Below are 21763 nucleotides of genomic sequence, written 5' to 3' on the forward strand. Positions count from 1 at the left end.
TCTGCTAACCGTCTTGGCGCGCTTTAGCAAGCCCACCCGGCGGTTCGGGAACAGGAATGAAGCGAAAAAAATGCTTGAAAGGGAATTCCCGGCTGTGCTGCCGGGGAATTCCCTTCGCAATCCTACGGTCCGCGGCGGCACTGACGATCAGCGGCCGACCGTCATGACGATCTTGCCGATGTGCGCGCTGGATTCCATCAGCGCGTGCGCCTCGGCCGCCTGCTCCAGGGTAAACACCTTGTGGATGACCGGCTTGACCGTGCCGCCTTCCAGCAGCGGCCAGACCTTTGCGCGCAGGGCGGCGGCGATGCGGCCCTTCTCCTCGACCGAGCGGGCGCGCAGGGTGGAGCCGGTGAGGGTCAGGCGCTTGGTCATCACCGGGAACATGTTGATGGAGACCTTCGGCCCCTGGAGGAAGGCGATGGAGACGTGCCGCCCGTCCGGGGCCATGATGCCGATGTCGCGGGCGATGTAATCGCCGCCGACCATGTCCAGCACCACGTCGACGCCGCGTCCGCCGGTCTCCTTCTGAATGACCGCGGCGAAGTCCTCGGTCTTGTAGTCGATGGCGCGGTCGGCGCCGAGTTCCTCGCAGGCGCGGCACTTCTCGGCGCTGCCGGCGGTGGTGAACACCTTGGCGCCGAAGGCCTTGGCGAGCTGGATGGCCGTGGTGCCGATGCCGCTGGAACCGCCATGGACCAGCAGGGTCTCGCCGGGCTTCAGCGCGCCGCGCTCGAACACGTTGGTCCAGACGGTGAAGAAGGTTTCCGGCACCGCGGCGGCCTCGACCATGCCGTAGCCCTTGGGAACGGGCAGGAGCTGGGGCGCCGGGACAACGCAATACTGGGCGTAGCCGCCGCCGGAGATCAGGGCACAGACCGCGTCGTCGGCGGCCCACTCCGTCACGCCCTCGCCGATGGCGACGACGCGCCCGGCGATCTCCAGGCCGGGCAGGTCGGAGGCGCCCGGCGGCGGGTCGTAGCGGCCCTGGCGTTGCAGCATGTCCGGGCGGTTCACGCCCGCCGCCTCCACCGCCACCAGGACCTCGCCGGGGCCGGGCACCGGGGCGGGGCGCTGCACGGTGCGCAGGACCTCCGGGCCGCCGGGTTGCGAAATCTCCACGCAGGTCATGCTGTCCGGCAGGGCGATGCCCATGGTCTCTTCCCCATTCCTCGTTGACGCGGTGTCCACCGATCCGGCCGTCGCCGCTCCGGGCGGCCGGGCCGTTTGTGTCCGCAGGCGTCCAAAGTTAGAATTCCGCACCGGCGCTGACAAGCACGCCCCGCCGGCCTTTCCGACGGGCGGGAAGCGGACGGCGCGGGGCAGGGATGCGCGGAAGCGGGAGGAGAAGCCCAATGGACATCGACGATCTGGAGCCGCGCAAGGCCAAGCCGGCGCTGAAGGACCTGACCGCGCTGGGCGTGGCGGAGCTGAAGGACTACATCGCCGGGCTGGAGGCGGAAATCGCCCGCGCCCGCGCCGCCATCGCCGCCAAGGAGGCGCAGAAGAACGCCGCCGAGGCCTTCTTCAAGAAGTCGTCCTGAGAAGGGCGGATAAAGATTTTCCCTCTCCCGCCCCGGGAGAGGGAATAAGGCTGTGAAAGCTCAGTCCGCGCCGACCAGATCGCGGTAGCAGTGCCAGGAGGCGTGGCCGATCAGCGGCAGGGCCAGCGCCAAGCCGAGGAAGCCGGTGACCATCCCCGCCGCGGTGAACAGCACGATCAGGAAGGCCCAGCCGGCCATGGTCCGCAGATTCGCGCGCAGCACGGCGACGCTGGTCGCCATGGCGGTGAAGCTGTCGGTTTCGCGGTCGAGCAGCATCGGGATCGACACCACGCTGATGGCAAAGACCGCCGTGGCGATGACGCCGCCGACGATGGTGCCGGTCAGCAGGAAGGGGAACGTCTGGGCCGAGAAGAAGATGCGGTCGACGAGTTGGTCGAAGGCCGGCGGCTCCGTCGCGAAGAACAGCGCGAAGATCAGGAAGGCGATGCGGATCCAGGCCAGCATGGCCAGCGTCAGCGCCAGCCCGATCCCGGCGATCTGCACGCCGTTGCGGCGGTAGGCCCCGGCGACCTTCATCAGGGTCGGAGTCTCCCCCGCTCCAGCAGGCGGCTGGTCTCGTAGAGGCCGACGGCGAACACCGGCCCCAGCAGCATGAAGCCCGCCGCCATCGGCAGGACGAGATAATGCATGTCCTGCATCGACAGCACCGCCACGAGCGCGAAGCTGGACAGCACCGCGAGCAGGCCATAGGCGGCGCTGACTGCCGGGCTGGCGCACATGTCGCGCCAGCCGGCGCTCAGCCACAGCCAGGGGCGGTCGACGTCGACGCTGCGAATTCGTGGAAGATAGGGCGCCGGCTTGTGGAACTCGGAGGGTTCCTTGCGCCGGACCGGCCGATGGAATTGGGACGCACCGCGGTGAGACGACATGTCGACCATGATGATGGTCCTCCCCTTTGCCCATTGCGCCTCTCGTCAGCGCAACTGTAGCAAAGCGGTCCGCGGCGATCCAGATTGTCTTATGGACGAATTGTTAGAGTACCAAATTGTCACAAAAGCGATACCAAAGCACGGGCTCGGCCGTTACTCGTCCCCCGTCCCGTCCTCGACCTTCTTGCCGTCCAGCTCCGCCGCGCGGCGCTCGGCCTCCTGGCGGTCGCGCAACTTCTCGGTCTTGGTGCGGCCGAAGCGGATGCGGTTCGCCTCCGCGTTTTTTTCACGCTCTTCCTTCTGGCGCATCTTCCGGAAGCGGTTCAGGTTGACGACATCGGCCATGGGGGAAATCTCCGCAGGGCGGGGCATTTGATCCTTCGTTCAACGCGGCCGTTGGAATGCCCAAATTGCTTGTTTTCTTTCGGGACGATAGTTTAGCGAAACCCCGTGCCACCCGGAAGACCGGAGCGGGCGCCAGCGGTTCTCGCGGCTTGTGGCGGCAACACGGCGACTCAACAGCCGAACGGTGGGGAAGGCGCGTCAACCGGTGAAGAGATTCCTGATCGCAGCTCTGATAGTCGTCGGTCTGCTGGTGGCCGCGGTGCTGATCGTGCCCAGCGTCGTCGATTGGAACGCCTACAAAGCCCAGATCGCGGAGCGGGTGTCCGCCGCGACGGGGCGTGAGGTGGAGCTGAGGGGCGACATCGGCCTGTCGCTGCTGCCGGCCCCGGCGCTGACCGTGCGCGACGCCCGTCTGGCCAACGCGCCCGGCGGGTCGGAGCAGGACATGGCCCGCCTGAAGGAGCTGGACGTCCGCGTGGCGCTCGGCCCGCTGCTCAGCGGCCACATCCAGGTGCAGAGCATCCGCCTGATCGATCCCACCTTCCTGTTCGAAACATTGCCCGACGGGCGCTTCAACTGGGACCTGTCCGGCGCCGGGCGACCGGCCGGCGCGGAGCGGAGCGGGTTCGGCGACGGGCTGGCCTCGGCGGTCAGCTTCGACCAGGTGACGGTGCAGAACGGCACCATCCAGTACCGCGACGCCCGCACCGGCCAGTCGGAGGTGATCGACCAGGTCGACGCGCGCATCGTCGCCGGCAGCTTCACCGGGCCGTTCCAGGGGCAGGGCAGCTTTCGCGCGCGCGGCGTGCCGCTGCGCGGGGAGATGTTCGTCAGCCGGCTGATCGACGGCGCCGCCGTCCAGGTCCGGGCCGCCCTGTCGATGGCCGACACCGACGCCACGCTGCGCTTCGCCGGGATCGTGACCAACCCGCCGGGCAACGGCGGGTCGCGCGCCCAGGGCGACCTGCGCGCCGAGGGCAGCGACCTGTCCCGCGCCCTGGCCCTGGTCCGCAACGGTGCGGCGGCCGGCGAGGACCGGAAGGCGAACGCGTTGCTCGCCCAGTCCTTCGGCATCCGCACGGCCGTCGAGGCGTCGCCGACCACGGCGACCTTCACCAATCTGGAGGCGCAACTCGGCGACACGCGCGCCACCGGCACGGCGACCCTGCGCAGCGGAGCGCCGGCGCGGGCGGAACTGACCCTGGCTTTGAACCGGCTGGACCTCGACGCCTGGCTGGAGCGCGCCCGGTCGAGCGGCGGCGCGGAGACCGGCGCCCCGTCGACCGCTCGCAACGGCAACGGGGGCAAGGGCGCGGCGCCCAGCGCCCCATCCGTTGGCGCCCCCTCCGCCGGCGCTCCTTCGGGTAGCGTCGGCCAGCCGGGCGGCTTCGCCCTGCCGGACGCGCTGGACGCCAAGCTCGATCTCGCGGTGGACGGCATCACCTACAACGGCGGCGTGATGCGCCAGGGGCGGGTGGAGGCCAGCCTGACCGGCGGCACGCTGAACATCGACCGTATCAGCGCGCTGCTGCCCGGCGGGTCCGACATCGTGGCGGCGGGCGAGCTGGCGGCGGCCAACGGCCAGCCCAACCTCAACCTGCGGATGGAGGCGAACGCCGACAACCTGCGCGCCCTGCTGGAGTGGCTGCGGGTGGACGTCCGCGCCGTGCCGGCGGATCGCCTGCGCCGGGCCTCGATCGCCGCGCAGCTGCAGGGCCGGCCGGGGCGTGTGGACGTGAGCGGGCTCGACCTGCGGGTCGACGCCAGCCGGCTGACCGGCGCCGTCGCCTATGTGGACCGTGGCCGGCCCGCCTTCGGGGCGCGGCTCGACCTCGACCGGCTGAACCTCGACGCCTATCTGCCCCCGCCGGGCGGCGCCAACGCGGCCCAGACCGCTCCCGCCGCGAACGGGACGGCGGCCCCGGCGCGCAACGGAAATTCATCCGGCAATTCGTCGATGACCCCGGCCCGGCTGCTGGCCGGCGTGGACGCGAATCTGGAAGTGTCGGTCGGCCAGTTGACCGTGCGCAACACGCCGGTGCAGGGGCTTCGGCTCGACGCCACCGCCGCGGGCGGCGCCCTGTCGATCAAAGAGGCGACGGTGCAGGACGCCGCCGGGGTGAAGCTCCGCCTGGACGGGCAGATCGCCGGGCTGGAGCCGCTGCGCGGCGCCCATCTGACGCTGAACGCCGAGGCCCCCAGCCTGGATGGGGTGGCGCGCGCCGTTCCCTGGCCGGAGGGCGCGCCCTCGCCGGAGCGGCTGGGCGCGGTGAAGGCGCAGGCCCGCCTGTCGGGCGACGCCGACCGTTTGGCGGTCGAGCTGGGCGTCGAGGCGGTCGAAGGCTCGCTGGAGGCGGGCGGCACACTGTCGAACGTCGAGAAGGACCCCAGCGCCGACCTCAAGCTGCGCGTCAAGCATCCGGAACTGGCCCGGCTGGCCAGCCTGTTCGCCGATACTCCGCCCGCCGGTGGCGCGGGGCCGGCCTCCTTCGGCCCGATGGACCTCTACACGGAGCTGGCGGGGACGCGGAAGGCGTTCACCCTGGGCAACATCCAGGGGACGGTGGCCGGTGTCACCGTCAAGGGCAAGGCCAGCGCCGACCTCAACGGCAGCAAGCCGCGGGTCGAGGCCGACCTGCAGACCGGCGACCTGGAGCTGGACCGGCTGGCGGCGCTCCCCGCCGCGGCGGCCCGCCCGGCGGGTGCCCCGTCTCCATCGGCCGAGACGTCCTCGGGCGCGCCCGCCGCGACGGGGGATTTCAGCGGGCTGCGCCGCTTCGACGGACGCTTCGCGCTGACCGCCTCCGCCCTCGTCAAGGGCGGCACGCGGATCGAGAATCCGGCCCTGCGCGCCACCGTGACCAACGGCGTGCTGACGGTGGAGCGTTTCGACGGTGCCCTGATGGGCGGCCAGCTCGGCGCCACCGGGCGGCTCGCCGCGCCGGGCAACCAGACGCCGACCGCCGAGGCCACCATCACCCTGTCCAAGGCCAAGCTGGCCGAGGCGGTGGGCGGCGGGCTGGGTGGCGGAGCGCTGGAGATCGCCGGGGGCGTTCTGGACGCCGAGGCCAACCTGACGACCAGCGGCGCCGACGGCGACGCCATGCTCAAGGCGCTGGGCGGCCAGGGCCGGATCAGCGCCCGCGACGGCCTGCTGCGCGGCTTCGACCTGGGCGCCCTGCGCGACCGGCTGACAAAGCTGGAGCGCCCGCAGGAGTTGCTGGGCGCGGTGATGGGCGGCCTTCAGGGCGGCGAGACGCGCTTCGCCCGGCTGGACGGCAGCTTCGCCATCGACAAGGGCGTGGCCCGCACCGAGGACACGCGCCTGACTTCCGACCTGGGCGAGGCGGTGGCGGTGGGGCAGGTCAACCTGCCGGCGCAGACCATCGACATGCGCGTCCGCCTGACCGTGCAGTCCGATCAGTCGCTGCCCCCGCTGACCGTCCGCATGACCGGCGCGCTCGACAAGCCCACCCGCTCCTTCGAGATGCAGGAGGTGCAGGAGCATTTCGCCCGCCGCGCCGCCGAGGGTCTGCTGAACAAGGTGGTGCCGAAGGACCTGCCGATTCCCGGGGGCGGCAACGCGCCGAAGCCGGACGCGCTGTTGAAGGGGCTGATCGACGGGCTGCGGCGTTGAGAGGCGCGCGCGTGGCGCATCGCGTCCAAGCCCCGTGACGCATTGCGTCCAAGCCCCGTGACGCATTGCGTCCAAGCCCCGTGACGCATTGCGTCCAAGCCCGTTGAAGTTCCGTGGGGCGGGTCCCATAATGCGACAGACAAGAAGCGGATTTTGAGTCGATGCAGGTGGACAATAAGATTCTGGACGATCTGGCCCGCGTCGCGGGCGGTGCGCTCGGCGCGCTGTCGTCCCTGCGTGAGGAAGCCGAGGCGCAGATGCGCCAGCAGTTCGAGCGCGTGCTGTCGCGCATGGACGTGGTGAGCCGCGAAGAGCACGAGGCCGTCCGCGCCATGGCCGCCAAGGCCCGTGAGGAGCAGGAGACCATGGCCGAGCGGCTCGCCGCTCTGGAGGCCACGGTCGCGGCGCTCAAGGCCGAACGCGACTCGAAGCCGGACACGGGCGCCTCCGCCCCCGCAGCGGCTCCCTCCGTCGGTCCCATCGCGGGCGGGGGCACCGGACCGGTCTGATCCGGTTCCCGCCACGCCTCCGATCCTTCACGGATGCAGTGCCGAAAACCAGTTGCGCCGGCCAGACCCTTTTGGCACGGTGCCCTGGGTGGTATTCATCCGTCTGCCAGCCACAACATCTCGGGGCTTCCCCTTCTCGCGCGAAGGCGGAGCAGCCCCGGGGCGGTTCCGTCCACCGCGCCTTTACAGGAGGACGCCGACATGTCGGCTGTTGCCGTCGACACCCCCTCATCCGCGCACAATCCCCTGGACATCGTCGAGGAGATCGTCACCGCCAACGAATGGCCCTTCGAGCGGGCCGGCGAGGACGAGCTGATCGTCGAGATCGGCGGGCGCTGGTGCGATTACCGGCTCTATTTCGTCTGGCAGTCCGACGTCAGCGCGATGCAGTTCTCCTGCCAGTTCGACATGAAGGTCCCGGCGGCGCGCCGGTCCTCGGTCAATGATCTGCTGGCGGAGGTGAACGCGCGCATGTGGCTCGGCCATTTCGACGTCTGCTCCGAGGAGCACACCCCGATGTTCCGCCAGACCATGCTGCTGCGCGGTTCGCGCGGCGCGACGGTCGAGCAGCTCGAGGACCTCGTCGAGATCGCCCTGTCGGAGTGCGAGCGGTTCTACCCCGCCTTCCAGTTCGTGATCTGGGGCGGCAAGTCGGCGTCCGAAGCGGTGTCCGCCGCCATCCTCGACACCGCGGGGGAGGCGTGACCGCCATGGCGCAGGGTGGAAGGCAGGGCTGCTCGTTGCTTCTGGCCGGCTGCGGCAAGATGGGCGGCGCGATGCTCGACGGCTGGCTGACGGCCGGCATCGCCTCCAGCGTCGCCGTGGTCGAGCCGTCGGGCCTGCCGGAGTCGCTGCGCGGCAACCCCGCCGTCGCCCTGGCGAGCGGTCCGGATGCTCTGCCCGCCGGTTTCGCACCGGATGTGGTGGTCCTTGCGGTGAAGCCGCAGGTGATGGATTCGGTTCTGCCCGCCTACCGGGCTCTGGTCCGCCCCGGCACGGTGTTCCTCTCCGTCGCCGCCGGCAAGACCATCGCCTCCTTCGAAGCGGCGCTGGGCGAGGGAGCGGCCATCGTCCGCTCCATGCCCAACACGCCCGCCGCCATCGGCCGCGGCATGACCGTCGCCGTCGGCAACCCGGTGGTGACCGAGGCGCAGAAGACGCTGTGCGATTCGCTGCTGCGCGCGGTCGGCGACGTGGCCTGGGTTGAGGACGAGTCGCTTCTCGATCCGGTGACCGCCGTCTCGGGCAGTGGTCCCGCCTATGTCTTCCTGATGGTGGAGGCCATGGCGAAGGCCGGCGAGGCCGCCGGATTGCCCGCCGAACTTGCCATGCGTCTGGCGCGGGCCACCGTTGCGGGCGCTGGCGAGCTGCTTCACCAGTCCCCGACCGCCGCCGCCGACCTGCGCAAGGCGGTGACCAGCCCCAACGGCACCACCCAGGCGGCGCTCGACGTCCTGATGGCCGGTGACGGCATGCAGCCGCTGTTCGACCGCGCCGTGGCTGCCGCCGCGAACCGTTCCCGCGAATTGGCGAAGTAACGCGGCATGGCGGCCCTCAGCCCTTCCGCCCAACGGGTTCAAGCCTTGCTGGATGGCTTCGGCCACGGCCACAGCGTGGTCGAGCATGAGGGCAGCACCCGGACGTCGGAGGACGCCGCGACCGCCGTCGGCTGCGCCGTGGCGCAGATTGCCAAGTCCTTGATCTTCCGCGCGAAAGACAGCGGCCGGCCGGTGCTGGTGGTGGCCAGCGGGGCCAACCGGGTGGACGAGAAGGCGGTGGGCCGGCTGATCGGCGAGAAGATCGAGCGGGCCGATCCCGACTTTGTTCGGGAGAGCACCGGCTTCGCCATCGGCGGGGTGCCTCCCATCGGCCACGCCGTGCCGCCGCTGGTCCTGATCGACGCCGACCTGCTGGCGTTGGACGCCATCTGGGCCGCCGCCGGCACCCCCAACGCGGTCTTCCGCCTGACTCCGGCGCAGCTCGTCGCCATGACCGGCGGGCGGGTCGAAACCGTCCGCAAGGGCTGAGCGCACCCCGCGAAAACCGGTCAAGCGGTCAGGATGCCGCAGCGCGGCATGATCGCGCATCGCCCGGCCACCCCTCTTCCAAGCCTCTGGATTCTCTGGCAAGACTCTCCGCAACGAGTTCTTGAACAGAGACGCATCAGGGAGGCATCCGTGACCGACGCCCGGCATAACCCGTACGAGACCGACCTCGACCAGAACGCCGCCAACACGGTGCCGCTGTCGCCGCTTTCGTTCCTGCGCCGCACCGCCGCCGTCTACCCGCAACGCACCGCCGTGATCCACGGCCCGGTCCGCCGCACCTGGGCGGAAACCTACGAGCGCTGCGTGCGCCTCGCCTCGGCCCTGGCCAAGCGCGGCATCGGGCTGGGCGACACGGTCGCGGTGATGGCCCCCAACACGCCGGAATCCTTCGAGGCGCATTTCGGCGTCCCGATGGCCGGCGCGGTCCTGAACGCCCTGAACATCCGCCTGGACGCCGAGGCGCTGGCCTTCATCCTGGAGCATGGCGAGGCCAAGGTCCTGCTGACCGACCGGGAATTCTCCGGCGTCATTTCCAAGGCCGTCCACATGCTGGAGCCGAAGCGCCGCCCCATCGTCATCGACATCGACGACCCGCAGGCCAAGGGCGGCGAACTGATCGGCGAGCAGACCTACGAGCAGTTCCTGGAGACCGGCGACCCGGCCTATGAATGGGCGATGCCGTCCGACGAGTGGCAGGCCATCGCGCTGAACTACACCAGCGGCACCACCGGCAACCCCAAGGGCGTCGTCTACCACCACCGCGGCGCCTACCTGAACGCCATGGGCAACGTGCTGACCTGGGCGATGCCGCACCATCCCGTCTATCTGTGGACCCTGCCGATGTTCCACTGCAACGGCTGGTGCTTCCCCTGGACGGTCACCGCCATGGCCGGCACCAACGTCTGCGTGCGCACCATCACCGCCAAGGGCATCTACGACGCGCTGGCCGACCTCGGCGTCACCCACATGTGCGGCGCCCCCATCATCATGGGCCTGATCGTCAACGCGCCGGAGGAGCAGAAGCGGGAAATCCCGCGCGGCGTCAAGATGATGACCGCCGGCGCCGCCCCGCCCGCCGCGGTGATCGAGAAGATCGAGCGGATGGGCTTCGACGTGACCCACGTCTACGGCCTGACCGAGGTCTACGGCCCGGTCACCATCTGCGCCTGGCACGAGCACTGGAACGACCTGCCGCTGGAGGAGCGCGCGGCGCTGAAGGCGCGGCAGGGCGTGAACTACGCCACGCTGGAAGGGCTGATGGTCGCCGACCCCAACACGCTCCAGCCGACCCGCAAGGACGGCGTGACGATGGGCGAGATATTCATGCGCGGCAACACCGTCATGAAGGGCTATCTGAAGAATCCGCGGGCCACCGAGGAGGCCTTCTCCGGCGGCTGGTTCCACACCGGCGACCTCGGCGTCTGGCATCCCGACGGCTACATCGAACTGAAGGACCGCTCCAAGGACATCATCATCTCCGGTGGCGAGAACATCTCGACCATCGAGGTCGAATCGGTCCTCTACAAGCATCCGGACATCGTCGAGGCCGCCGTGGTCGCCCGCCCGGACGAGAAGTGGGGCGAGACGCCCTGCGCCTTCGTCACCGTCAAGGAGGGCAAGCAGCTGACCGAGGCGGAGGTGATCGCCTATTGCCGCGAGCATCTGGCCCACTTCAAGTGCCCGCGCACCGTCGTCTTCACCGCCCTGCCGAAGACCTCGACCGGCAAGATCCAGAAATACGTGCTGCGCGACCAGGCCCGCGCGCTGAACGGAGCGAAGGTGTGAGCGCTGTGACCGGGGGCTTCGGCCCCCTTCTGCCCGAGGAACGGGCGGACGCCGCGACCCTGGTTCGCCAGGGTTTCGGCATTCCCCGCGAGTATTTCGACCGGTCGGTGGAGTTGTTCGGGCCGGGCGTGATGCGTGGTCTGCGCGCCGGGCCGGAGGCAGGCCGCGCCGGCCAGCTCGTCGGCTGCGCCGCCGTCTGGCCGATGGAGCAATGGTTCGGCGGTCGTCCTGTGCCGTCCTGCGGCGTGGCGGCGGTCGCCGTCGATCCGGCGGAGCGCGGGCGCGGCTATGGAAGCGCGCTGATGCGCGGCCTGCTGGAGGAGGCGCGGGCCGGGGGCGCCGCGCTGTCGGCGCTCTACCCGGCGACCCTGCCGCTCTACACCCGCCTGGGATTCGGGCGGGGCGGGGTGTCCTTCGACTGGAGCGCGCCGCCGGCCGCCCTGTCCGCCGGGCCGCCGCCGGGGGATGGCTGGATCCGCCGCACCGACGCCAGCGACGCCAGCGAGCTTGCGGCGCTACGCCGCAGCCTGCTCGCCACCACCAACGGTCTGGTGGTGCGCAATGAGGGGCTGTGGAGTTTCGCCCTCTGCCCGGACGGCGTCCCATCCGATGTTTACACCTTGGGTGGCGCTGGCGGTGCGGAGGGATACGTTGCGGTGGCACCGCCGGCCGACCGGAAGCTCAATGTTGCGGATCTCTGCCTCCTCAGCCCGCGGGCGGTGCGGCTGGTGCAGGGCTTCCTGGCCGGTTACCGGGCGCAGGTCGACCGCGTGACGTGGCGCGGCGGACCGGACGATCCGCTGGTTCTGCTGGCGCCGGAGCGTGGGGTGCGCGCCGACGCGTGCGACGAATGGTTGTTGCGCATTCTCGACCTGCCGCGCGCCCTGGAAAGCCGCGGATACCCGCCTGGGGTTGCGGGAGAGCTGATCCTGGAGGTGTCGGACGCGCTGATTCCGGAGAATTCCGGCAGCTTCCGGTTGCGGCTGTCCGAGGGGAACGCGTCCGTGCGCCCGTTGCGGAGGACGCCGAACAGAGCGGAAAAGGCGGGTGGGACGACGGACGACGCGGTGCTGTCGCTGTCCATCGGCGCTCTCGCCAGCCTCTACAGCGGGCATAAGGGGCCGCATGTTCTCCGACAGGTTGGTCTTCTGCGCGGCGGTGAAGACGCGGTGGCGCTGGCGGCGCGGTTTTTCTCGGGGCCGGCGCCCTGGATGCCGGACCGGTTCTGAAGCGGTGTTACCAGTTGCGTTTATCAAACCAGAAATTAACCCTTTCTGCTGTATCCCTTAATGACAAAGGCATGACGACGGCCGGCGAACAAGGCCGTACGATCCGGGGGAGCCCGATTTCATGACGATTGGAACGCGGATTGCGCTCGGTTTTGCGGCGGTCCTTCTGATGACGGTTGGCGTGGCGTTCGTTGGTTGGAACAGCCTGCGCACCTACGCGGGACGCGTCGATCTGGCGGCCCACACAGCCGAACTGGACGCCCGGCTGAAAACCGTGCGGATCGAGGAAGCCCGCTTCGTCACCGAGCGCGACTCCAAGGCCGCCGACAATGTGCCCGGCATGTTGGACCGGCTGCGCGAAGAGGCGCAGGGCACGCGGTCCGCGCTGGAGGACGCCGGCAGCGTCCGGCTGGTCGACGAGATCCTGGCCGGCATCGCCGGCTACCGCAGCGCCTTCGCCAACTTCGTCGCCCAGGACCAGGAGGCCCGCGCCCGCACCCAGAGCATGGAGACGCGCGCCCAGGCCCTGCGGGAGATCGCGGAGAAGATCGGCACGCAGCAGTCCGACCGCTACGACCAGAACATGGTCAGCCTGAAGGACGCGGAGCACGCCGTGCGGCAGAGCCGTGACACCTCCGACCGCGCCGACCGGCTGATCGAGATGGTGCTGGAGGCGCGGCGCCTGCAGTCCGACTTCGCCCACACCCGCAACCCCGCCACGATGGCGGCCGCCGGGGAGGCCATCGCGGCGCTGCTGGCGAACGCCGAGGCCATCGAGAAGGACCTCGTCGGCACCAACGACGAGGAGCTGGCCCAGCGGATCGTCACCATCGCCGGCGCCTACCGCATGGTGTTCGATCAGACCCGCACCGAGGGCGCCGGGGAGTCGGCCAGCGGCCGCATCCAGGCGCTGGACCGCCACGCCCAGGAAATCCAGAACCTCGCCCACGAGATGCAGGAGAACCAGGCGATGGTCTCCAGCGCGCTCCAGGAGGCCGCGAACTTCGCCCAGAGCGAGGTGAACGAGGCCGTCCAGCTGCGCGGCATCGCCATGCGCCTGATCCAGGGCGCGCAGTCCGCCATGCTGGGGCAGCGTGACTTCATCCTGATGAACGGCGAGGAGCCCCGCAACCGGGTGCATGGCGCGGTCAAGGAGACGCTGGCGCTCGCCACCCAGGCCGGCGCCGTGCTCGTCGATTCGGAAGGGCGCGCGCTGATCGCCGCCATCACCGAGGCGGCCCAGGCCTTCGACCGCGAGTTCGCCGCCCTGGTCACGACCAGCGAGAACCAGCGCACCGCCTCCAAGACCATGGCCAAGGCGGCCGGCGACGTCAGCGAGCAGGTGGCCCGTCTCGTCTCCATCCAGCGCGACGACCGCGAGAACGGGCGCAGCGGGGCGGAGCTGATCATCATCATCGGCGCCGCCGTGGCGCTGGCGCTCGGCGTGCTGATGGCGTGGATCATCGACCGCGCCATCACCCACCCGATGCACGCCATGACCAAGGCGATGGGGCGGCTGGCCGAGGGCGACCTGACGGTGGACATCCCCGGCAGCAGCCGCAAGGACGAGCTGCGCGCCATGGCCGAGGCGCTCAGCGTCTTCAAGGAGAACGCCCTGGAGATGCAGCGCATGGAGGGCGAGCGGGAGGAGATGCGCCGGCAGATCGACGCCGACCGCCGCCGCACCATGAACGAGTTCGCCAACGGCTTCGAGCAGGCGGTGTCGGGCGTCGTCCAGTCGCTGACCGAATCCGCCGGCAACCTCGGCCGCGACGCGCAGGAGATGTCGTCGGACGCCGCCCTGACCACCGCCAAGTCGAGCGCCGTCGCCGCGGCGTCGGAGCAGGCGTCGAGCAACGTGCAGACCGTCGCCGCGGCGGCGGAGGAGCTGTCCTCCTCCATCGCCGAGATTTCCCGTCAGCTCAACAGCAGCTCCCAGGTGGCGGTCGGCGCGGCGGCCAAGGCGACCGAGACCAACGGCATCGTCGAAGGGCTGGCCGAGGCCGCCCAGCGCATCGGGCAGGTGGTCGACCTGATCGGCGAGATCGCCGAGCAGACCAATCTGCTGGCGCTCAACGCCACCATCGAGGCGGCGCGCGCCGGGGAGGCCGGAAAGGGCTTCGCCGTCGTGGCGACGGAGGTGAAGAATCTCGCCGGGCAGACCGCCAAGGCGACCGAGGAGATCTCCAGCCAGGTGGCGCAGATGCAGGCGGCAACGGGCGGGGCGGTGGGCGCCATCCGCACCATCTCCGACGCGGTCGGCACCATAAGCAGCACGGTGACCGAGATCGCCCGCGCCATGGAGCAGCAGGGGCTCGCCACCCGCGAGATCGCCCAGAACGTCAACCAGGCCGCCGAGGGCACGCAGGAGGTGATGCACCACATCGCCGAGGTGACCAACGCCGCCACCAAGACCGGGGGAGCCGCCGACGCGGTTCTGGACGCCAGCCGCACCTTGACCCGGCAGGCCGAGCATCTACGGTCCGAGGTGCAGGGCTTCCTCAACAAGGTGCGGACCGCCTGACGGACGTCCATCCGGGGAGCGGGCCCGCGGGGGGAGGGGGACGAGGCCGAATTTTCGCCCGTCCCGTCCCCGTTGCTTTCGCGCGGGGCATCTGTTAAGCCGCGCCGTGCCCCACGGACGTGAGACCTCATGGCCTTCCCCTTGTCACAGCGCGATTCCACACGGGGAATTCCCGACGCGATTCTTGCGGGAACGGCCGGTCTGCTCGTCGCTCTGCTCGGTCCGCTGGCCGCCATGGCGCCGCGCGGCCTGCCGGTGTGGGTCATCCTGATTGCCGGTCTGTCGCTGGCCGGTCTGCTCCGCCGCGGCGCCCTGGGGCGGCTTCAGCGGGCGATGCCGGGCACGGCGGTCGTCCTGGCCTTCCTGGCGCTGGCCACCCTGTCCATCCTGTGGAGCCCGTCGCCGCGCGCCGGCCTGACGGTGGTGGAAATCGGCTATGTCGGTCTCGGCGCGCTGGCCGGCGGGGCATGGCTGTCCTCGCTGCCGGCGGTGGAGGCGCGCCGCCTGACCGGCCTGTTCCTCCTGGGTGTCTTCGCCGGCGTGCTTCTGTTCACGGTGGAGGCGGCGCTGGATTTCCCGCTGCACCGCTGGTGGAACCATGTGCCCGCCAACGCCGAGATCGCCGAAAGCAACGTGCCGAAGCGGACGGCGGTGCTGCTCTGCCTGCTGGTCTGGCCGGCGGCGATGGCGCTCGACCGGGCCGGACGGCGGGGGCTGGCCTTCGTGCTTCCCGCGGTCTTCGCCGGCGCCTGCCTGCTGTTGACCAGCCGGTCGGCCATGCTGGGGATCGCCGCCGGCGGGGTGGCCTTCGCGCTGGCCGTCTGGTCGCCGCGGCTGGTCCGCGGGGCGCTCGCCGCGGTCCTCGGCATCGCCTTCACCTTCGTGCTTCCGCTGGTGCTGCTGTTCGACCGCGTGCTGAATCTGGACGGCGCCGATTGGCTGTTCCGATCCGCCCAGCACCGCGTCGAGATTTGGGGGATGGCCGCCGGCCGGGCGCTGGAAACCCCTGTCTTCGGGCAGGGGATCGACGCCTCCCGGGCGCTCGACCCGGACGGGGCGGTGTCGCGTTTCGGCACGCTGACCGACAGCCTGCTGCCGCTGCATCCCCACAACGCCTTCCTCCAGGTCTGGCTGGAGCTCGGCGCGGTCGGGGCGGCGCTGGCTCTGGCGGCGGCCCTGCTGCTCCTGCTCGGCACCGGCCGGATGGAGCGGCGCCTGCAACCCTTCGCGCTGGCCCTTTTCGCGTCGGCGCTGGCGATGGCGAGCACGGCCTACGGGATCTGGCAGGCGTGGTGGATGGGCGGCATGCTGGCCGCCGGCCTGATGCTCCGGCTGGCCGCCCGCACCCCGGCGGGGGGCGAATGACGGGAACGTTCGGCAACGGCCGCCGCCGCATCCTGATCATCAAGCTAGGGGCCTTCGGCGACTTCTTCCTGGCCCAGACCGCCTTCTCCGCCATCCGGCGGCATCACGCCGCCGATCATCTCGCGCTGCTGACCCTGCCGTCCCTGGCCCCGCTCGCCCGCCTCAGCGGCCTGTTCGACGAGGTTCTGGAGGACCCGCGCGGCCGTTCCATCGGCGCCTATCGGCGGGTTCGCCGCCTGCTGCGCGCCGGGCGCTTCGACCGGGTCTACGATCTCCAGGCGCAGCCGCGCACCGACCGCTATTTCTGGCTGCTCGCCCCCGGTCCGTGGCCGGAATGGTCGGGCACGGCCTGGGGCGCCTCGCACCGCGACAAGTATCCGGGGCGGCGCAAGGTGCCGGTGATCGAGCGCTACACCCGGCAGTTGGCGCCCTTCGGAATCGTGCCCGACGCGGTGCCGGACCTGTCCTGGCTCGATGCCGACACCGGCGGGTTCGGCATCGCCGCGCCCTACGCCCTGCTGATCCCCGGCTCCTCCCCGGGACGCCCCGACAAGCGCTGGCCGGTGGAGCGCTACGGCGAACTGGCGCGTGCGCTGGCCGCGCGCGGCATCACGCCGGTCGTGCTGGGCACCGCCATCGAGGCGGACCTCGCCCGGGCCATTGTGGACGCCTGTCCGCAGGCGGTGGACCTGACCAGCCGCACCGGCGTGCCGGAAATCGCCGGGCTGGCCCGCCGGGCCTGGGCGACGGTTGGCAACGACACCGGCCCCACCCATCTGGTCGCGGCCGTCGGCGGTCCCGTGCTGGGCCTTTTCTGCGACGCCTCCGTCCCCATCCACGCCAACGGGCCGCGCATGGTCGTCCACCACCGTCCGTCCTTCGCCGACATGGACGTGGCCGGCGTGCTGGCGGCGATCGATGCTCTTCCGCCGAACCGCTAGTGTGCCGCCGATCATGTTGCAGGAGCCATGAAGGATTTGAGCAGACAGGACGCCAGCGCCATGCCCGCCGATGCGGTCACCCTGCCCGCCGGAAAGCCGGGTGGACGCCTGATGCTGCTCGCCAAGCTGGCGGTGACCCTGGCGGTTCTCGGCGTGCTGGGCGCCAAGGCCGACTGGCCGGCCCTGCTGACGCGGGTCGCCGGAGCGGACCCGGCTTGGCTGGCCGCCGGCTTCCTGGCCAAGTTTCTGTCGGTGGTCTGCGCGGCCGAGCGTTGGCGCGACTCCCTGTGGGCCGCCGGCGAGCGGGTCTCGCACGGGCTGGCGATGCGGCTGATGTTCACCGGCCTGTTCTTCGGGCAGGTACTGCCGGGCGCGCTGGGCGGCGACGTGGTGCGCGGCTGGCTGACCTACCGGGGCGGCGCGTCCTCCGCCGCCGTGGTGCTGGCGCTGGTTCTGGACCGGCTGCTGGCGCTGGTCGGCTGCATCCTGCTGCTGTTCCTCGGCCTGCCGCATCTGGTCGCCACCGCGCCGCCCGCGGTCGCCTGGGCCGGGCCGGCGGCGGTCCTGCTGCTCGCGGTCGCCATGGTCGTTGGGCTCCAGGCCGACCGCCTGCCGCTGCCGGACATCCTGCTGCGCCCTCCGGTGCGGGCGGCGCAGGCGCAGGTGGCCCGCCTGCGCGTAGCGTTGCTCGGCCGCGCGGCGTTGGCCGGGCTGCTGCACAGCGCGGCGGTGCATCTGTGCACCGTGTTCGCGGTGATCGCCTACGCCCAGGCCCTGGGCATTCCCGTGCGGGTCCTGGACGCGCTGGCCGTAGTGCCGATGACCATCTTCGCGGCGGCCCTGCCGATCTCGCTGAACGGCTGGGGCGTGCGGGAGGGAGCCTTCGTCGCCGGTTTCGCGCTCTACGGTCTCGGGGCCACCGACGCGCTGGCCCTGTCGCTGATGATCGGCCTGTCGGTCACCCTGTCGTCGCTGCCCGGTGGCCTGCTCTGGCTCAGCCTGAAGGGCTCTGCGCGCTCCTGAGCCGGCCCAGCGCCCAGCCCGCGGCGTCGCGCACCACATCGCTGGTGTCCTCGAGTAGCCACTCGGCCACCGCGGCGTGGCGGGCGTCGCCGCTGTTGCCCAGGGCCACCAGCACGTTGCGCACGAAGCGGTCGCGGCCGATCCGCTTGATCGGCGAGCCGCTGAACACCTGCCGGAAGCCCGCGTCGTCCAACTGCGCCAGATCGGCCAGCCGCGGCGCCGTCAGCTCTGCCCGCGGCAGGAAGGCCGCCTCGCGCGAGCGTTTGGCGAACTTGTTCCACGGGCAGGCGGCCAGGCAATCGTCGCAACCGTAGATGCGGTTGCCCATCAGCGGGCGCAACTCCTCGGGGATCGGTCCCTTGTGCTCGATGGTCAGGTAGGAGATGCAGCGCCGCGCGTCCAACTGGTTGGGAGCGGGAAAGGCGGCGGTGGGGCAGGCGTCCAGGCAGCGCCGGCACTGGCCGCAGCGGTCCACCCCCGGCGGATCCGGTGGCAGCTCCAGCGTCGTGTAGACCTCGCCCAGGAACAGCCAGGAGCCGTGGGTCCGCGACACGAGGTTGGTGTGCTTGCCCTGCCAGCCCAGCCCGGCCTTCTCGGCCAGCGGCTTCTCCATCACCGGGGCGGTGTCGACGAAGACCTTCAGCTCCGCCTTGAAGCGGTGGGCGATCCATTGGCCCAGCGTCTTCAGCCGGCCCTTGATGAGGTCGTGATAGTCGCGGTTCTTCGCATAGACCGACACGATGCCGCGGTCGGGATGCTCCAGCAGGGCGCGCGGGTCCTCCGCCGGGGCGTAGCTGGTGCCGAGCGCGATGACGGTGCGGGCCTCCGGCCAAAGGGCCTGGGGATGGACGCGACGGTCGGCCTTGTCGTCCATCCAGCCCATGTCGCCGTGCCGGCCCTGGCGCAGGAATTCGGCCAGCCGTTCCCTAGCCTCCGGACCCAGCTCCGCCCGCGCAAAACCCACCGCGTCGAAGCCCAGCGACAGGGCGCGGTCGCGGATCGCTTCACGGGTGGAGGTGGTGGGGTCGGACATGGTGATGGCTTGATCGCTTAGCCCTCTCCCCTCTGGGGAGAGGGTGGCCCGGAGGGCCGGTGAGGGGGATGCGCATGGCGTGAGGTTCGGCAGAAGCTCACCCCCCTCACCCTAACCCTCTCCCCAGAGGGGAGAGGGGATTTGGGAGGGTTACACTCCCGGATCAGCCGCGGCCGCGGTAGGTTTGGACGTCCTGCGACGGAATCCACACGCCCTTCGGCGGTTCGCCGGTGGCGTAGAACACGTCGATGGGGATGCCGCCGCGCGGGTACCAATAGCCGCCGATGCGCAGCCACACCGGCTTCAGCTCGTCCACCAGACGCTTGCCGATGCCGACCGTGCAGGCCTCGTGGAAGGCGCCGTGGTTGCGGAAGCTGGTCAGGAACAGCTTGAGCGACTTCGACTCCACCAGCCACTCGCCCGGCACGTAGTCGATGACCAGATGGGCGAAGTCCGGCTGGCCGGTGATCGGGCAGAGCGAGGTGAACTCCGGCGCGGTGAAGCGTACGACGTAGTTCTCACCGGGGTTCGGATTCGGCACGCGCTCCAGCACCGCCTCCTCCGGCGTCTTCGGCTGGACGGTGGCGCCGCCGAGCTGGGTCAGGCCGGCGTAGATGTTCTCAGACATCGGCGGATTCCTTCTTGGCGGGCTTCGCCGGCTTGGCCGGCTTCACCTTCAGGTGGGCCAGCGGGTCTTCGGTGGCCGGGATGTCGCCCTCGTTCAGGCGGGCCTCCAGCGCGCCCGCGACCTCGTCGAAGCGGCCGTCCTCGATGGCCTGCCGAAGCTCGGCCATCAGGTCCTGGTAGTAATGCAGGTTGTGCCAAGTCAGCAGCATCGGCCCCAGCATCTCGCCCGCCTTGAACAGGTGGTGCAGATAGGCGCGGCTGTGGTTGCGGCACGCCGGGCAGCCGCACTCCTCGTCGAGCGGGCGCTCGTCGTGGGCGTTGCGGGCGTTGCGGATGTTGATGGTGCCGCGCCGCACGAAGGCCTGACCGGTGCGGCCCGAGCGGGTGGGCATCACGCAGTCGAACATGTCGACGCCGCGCCGCACCGCACCGATCAGGTCGCTGGGACGGCCGACGCCCATCAGGTAGCGCGGGCGCTCCTTGACCATCAGCGGTTCGGTGAAGTCGAGCACGGTGAACATCGTCTCCTGGCCCTCGCCCACGGCCAGCCCGCCGATGGCGTAGCCGTCAAAGCCGATGTCGGACAGGGCCGCCACGCTCTCCGCCCGTAGGTCGGCGTAGACGCCGCCCTGGACGATGCCGAACAGGCCGTAGCCGGGCCGCTCGACGAAGGCGTCCTTGCTGCGCTTGGCCCAGCGCATCGACAGGCGCATGGAGGAAGCGGCCTGGGCCTCCGTCGCCGGGAAGGGGGTGCACTCGTCCAGGCACATGGTGATGTTGCTGTCCAGCAGATGCTGGATCTGGATCGAGCGTTCCGGCGTCAGATGGTGCTTGCTCCCGTCGAGGTGGGATTTGAAGGTCACCCCCTCCTCGGTCATGGTGCGCAGGTCCGACAGGGACATGACCTGGAAGCCGCCGCTGTCCGTCAGGATCGGCTTGTCCCAGTTCATGAAGCGGTGCAGGCCGCCCAACTGCCCGACGCGCTCCGCCGTGGGGCGCAGCATCAGGTGGTAGGTGTTGCCCAGCAGGATTTCCGCGCCGGTGGACTTGACCGCGTCGCTGGTCATCGCCTTGACGGTGGCGGCGGTGCCCACGGGCATGAAGGCCGGCGTGTTGATGACGCCGTGCGCGGTGGAGACCCGCCCGCGCCGGGCGCGCCCGTCGGTCTTCAGAAGCTCGAACCCGATCCCGGTCATCACACCCTCCGGAGCAGCGACGCGTCGCCGTAGCTGAAGAAACGATAGTTCTGGCCGATGGCGTGCGCGTAGGCCGCCTTCATCCTGTCCATGCCGGCGAAGGCGCAGACCAGCATGAACAGGGTGGAGCGGGGCAGGTGGAAGTTGGTCACCAGAAGGTCCACGATCTTGAAGCGGTAGCCGGGGGTGATGAAGATGTCGGTGTCGCCGCTGAAGGCCCGGATGCTGCGGTCGTCCAACCCCGCCGTCTCCAGGATGCGCAGCGCCGTGGTGCCGACCGACACGATCCGCCCGCCCGCGGCGCGGGTGGCGTTGATGGCCTCGGCCGTCTCCGCGGAGATTTCGCCCCACTCGCTGTGCATGCGGTGCTCGGCGATGTCGTCCACCTTGACCGGCAGGAAGGTCCCGGCCCCGACATGCAGCGTCACCGGCACGCGGCGGACGCCGCGCGCGTCGAGCGCGGCCAGAAGCTCCGGCGTGAAGTGCAGCCCGGCGGTGGGGGCGGCGACGGCGCCCTCGCGCGCGGCGAAGACGGTTTGGTAGTCGGCCGAGTCCTGCTCGTCCGCCTCGCGCCGGATGTAGGGGGGCAGAGGCATCCGGCCGTGGCGGTGCAGCGCCTCCATCAGCGCCGGCCCGCCCTTGGAGAAGCGCAGGCGCACCTCCATCCCATCCTTGGCGACGACCTCCGCCGCGAAATCCTCGGCGATGGCGATCACGTCGCCGGGCTTCAGCCGTTTGCCGGGGCGGGCGAAGGTCGCCCATTCCCGCTCACCCTCGCGCTTGTGGAGCGTGATCTCCACCCGCACCTCGCCGCGCCGGCCGTCCAGCCGGGCGGGGATGACGCGGGTGTCGTTGACGACCATCAGGTCGCCCGGCTCCAGCAGGGCGGGCAGGTCGCGGACGGTGCGGTCGTGCAGACGCTCCGCCACGTCGAGCAGACGGGCGGCGTCACGCGGCTTGGCCGGATGCTCGGCGATGCGGTCCGGCGGAAGGTCGAAGTCGAAATCGGCGGTCTTCATGGGAGCCGCTCGTATAGACCAAAGCGGTGGGAGGGGGGAAGCATTACG

At 70.6% G+C, this 21763-nt stretch carries 18 protein-coding genes and 1 pseudogene; 12 read left to right on the forward strand and 7 right to left on the reverse strand.

Translation table 11 applies throughout. The features are described from left to right. Positions 1–147: 147 nt before the first annotated feature. Complete coding sequence (locus ACWPN5_RS05235) at positions 148–1155, reverse strand: NAD(P)H-quinone oxidoreductase (RefSeq protein WP_145684374.1); 1008 nt, start codon at positions 1153–1155, stop codon at positions 148–150. A gap of 200 nt (positions 1156–1355) precedes the next feature. Between ACWPN5_RS05235 and ACWPN5_RS05240 the strand changes: the two genes are divergently transcribed. Beyond that, entirely contained in the window at positions 1356–1544 is a 189-nt protein-coding gene (locus tag ACWPN5_RS05240; protein ID WP_145684381.1) for a DUF1192 domain-containing protein, read from the forward strand. A 60-nt stretch (positions 1545–1604) separates the two neighbouring features. Here ACWPN5_RS05240 and ACWPN5_RS05245 read toward each other — a convergent pair. Next, positions 1605–2443 (reverse strand): annotated as a pseudogene (locus tag ACWPN5_RS05245) (DUF2189 domain-containing protein). A 144-nt stretch (positions 2444–2587) separates the two neighbouring features. Then, entirely contained in the window at positions 2588–2779 is a 192-nt protein-coding gene (locus ACWPN5_RS05250; RefSeq protein WP_145684396.1) for a DUF4169 family protein, read from the reverse strand. Positions 2780–2984: 205 nt separating this feature from the next. Between ACWPN5_RS05250 and ACWPN5_RS05255 the strand changes: the two genes are divergently transcribed. The 11 genes from ACWPN5_RS05255 (at position 2985) to ACWPN5_RS05305 (ending at position 17840) form a co-directional block, all read left to right on the forward strand. Then, positions 2985–6416 (forward strand): AsmA family protein, encoded by a 3432-nt coding sequence (locus ACWPN5_RS05255; RefSeq protein ID WP_492294632.1) that lies wholly within the window; start codon positions 2985–2987, stop codon positions 6414–6416. Between the two features lie 161 nt (positions 6417–6577). Then, entirely contained in the window at positions 6578–6925 is a 348-nt protein-coding gene (locus ACWPN5_RS05260; protein WP_145684405.1) for an accessory factor UbiK family protein, read from the forward strand. A 201-nt stretch (positions 6926–7126) separates the two neighbouring features. Beyond that, positions 7127–7630, forward strand: coding sequence for a type III secretion system chaperone family protein (locus tag ACWPN5_RS05265; RefSeq protein ID WP_109068036.1), 504 nt, complete (start codon positions 7127–7129; stop codon positions 7628–7630). A 5-nt stretch (positions 7631–7635) separates the two neighbouring features. Then, positions 7636–8463 (forward strand): pyrroline-5-carboxylate reductase, encoded by an 828-nt coding sequence (gene proC, locus ACWPN5_RS05270; protein WP_200476961.1) that lies wholly within the window; start codon positions 7636–7638, stop codon positions 8461–8463. Positions 8464–8469: 6 nt separating this feature from the next. After that, a complete protein-coding gene (locus ACWPN5_RS05275) occupies positions 8470–8952 on the forward strand; it encodes a YbaK/EbsC family protein (RefSeq protein WP_145684416.1) in 483 nt (160 codons plus the stop codon). A gap of 150 nt (positions 8953–9102) precedes the next feature. Next, complete coding sequence (locus ACWPN5_RS05280; protein ID WP_200476960.1) at positions 9103–10758, forward strand: acyl-CoA synthetase; 1656 nt, start codon at positions 9103–9105, stop codon at positions 10756–10758. After that, complete coding sequence (locus tag ACWPN5_RS05285) at positions 10755–11987, forward strand: GNAT family N-acetyltransferase (protein WP_492294636.1); 1233 nt, start codon at positions 10755–10757, stop codon at positions 11985–11987. The genes ACWPN5_RS05280 and ACWPN5_RS05285 overlap by 4 nt, the downstream gene beginning before the upstream one ends. A 121-nt stretch (positions 11988–12108) precedes the next feature. Continuing rightward, entirely contained in the window at positions 12109–14511 is a 2403-nt protein-coding gene (locus ACWPN5_RS05290; protein WP_492294638.1) for a methyl-accepting chemotaxis protein, read from the forward strand. Positions 14512–14640: 129 nt separating this feature from the next. Continuing rightward, positions 14641–15876: an O-antigen ligase family protein gene (locus tag ACWPN5_RS05295; protein WP_492294640.1), complete on the forward strand. Its 1236-nt coding sequence runs from the start codon at positions 14641–14643 to the stop codon at positions 15874–15876. After that, the gene (locus ACWPN5_RS05300) at positions 15873–16817 is read left to right on the forward strand and encodes a glycosyltransferase family 9 protein (protein WP_492294642.1); all 945 of its coding nucleotides are present in this window, start codon (positions 15873–15875) and stop codon (positions 16815–16817) included. Before ACWPN5_RS05295 ends, ACWPN5_RS05300 begins: the two co-directional genes overlap by 4 nt. 36 nt (positions 16818–16853) lie before the next feature. Next, positions 16854–17840, forward strand: coding sequence for a lysylphosphatidylglycerol synthase transmembrane domain-containing protein (locus ACWPN5_RS05305; RefSeq protein WP_492294644.1), 987 nt, complete (start codon positions 16854–16856; stop codon positions 17838–17840). Here the strand turns inward: ACWPN5_RS05305 and queG are convergent. From queG to queA, 4 genes are all read right to left on the reverse strand, one after another. Next, positions 17812–18873, reverse strand: a complete 1062-nt coding sequence (gene queG / locus ACWPN5_RS05310; RefSeq protein WP_492294646.1) for a tRNA epoxyqueuosine(34) reductase QueG — start codon at positions 18871–18873, stop codon at positions 17812–17814. The two genes, ACWPN5_RS05305 and queG, sit on opposite strands and share 29 nt — an antisense overlap. A gap of 163 nt (positions 18874–19036) precedes the next feature. After that, positions 19037–19501, reverse strand: a complete 465-nt coding sequence (gene queF, locus ACWPN5_RS05315) for a preQ(1) synthase (protein WP_035672604.1) — start codon at positions 19499–19501, stop codon at positions 19037–19039. After that, positions 19494–20696 carry a tRNA guanosine(34) transglycosylase Tgt gene (tgt, locus tag ACWPN5_RS05320; protein ID WP_492294649.1) on the reverse strand — a complete coding sequence of 401 codons (1203 nt, stop codon included), beginning with the start codon at positions 20694–20696 and terminating at the stop codon, positions 19494–19496. Before tgt ends, queF begins: the two co-directional genes overlap by 8 nt. Further along, on the reverse strand, positions 20696–21715 hold the full coding sequence (gene queA / locus ACWPN5_RS05325; protein WP_200476956.1) for a tRNA preQ1(34) S-adenosylmethionine ribosyltransferase-isomerase QueA: 1020 nt from the start codon (positions 21713–21715) through the stop codon (positions 20696–20698). Before queA ends, tgt begins: the two co-directional genes overlap by 1 nt. Positions 21716–21763: the final 48 nt, after the last annotated feature.

This window comes from Azospirillum sp. UENF 211521, from assembly GCF_058780535.1.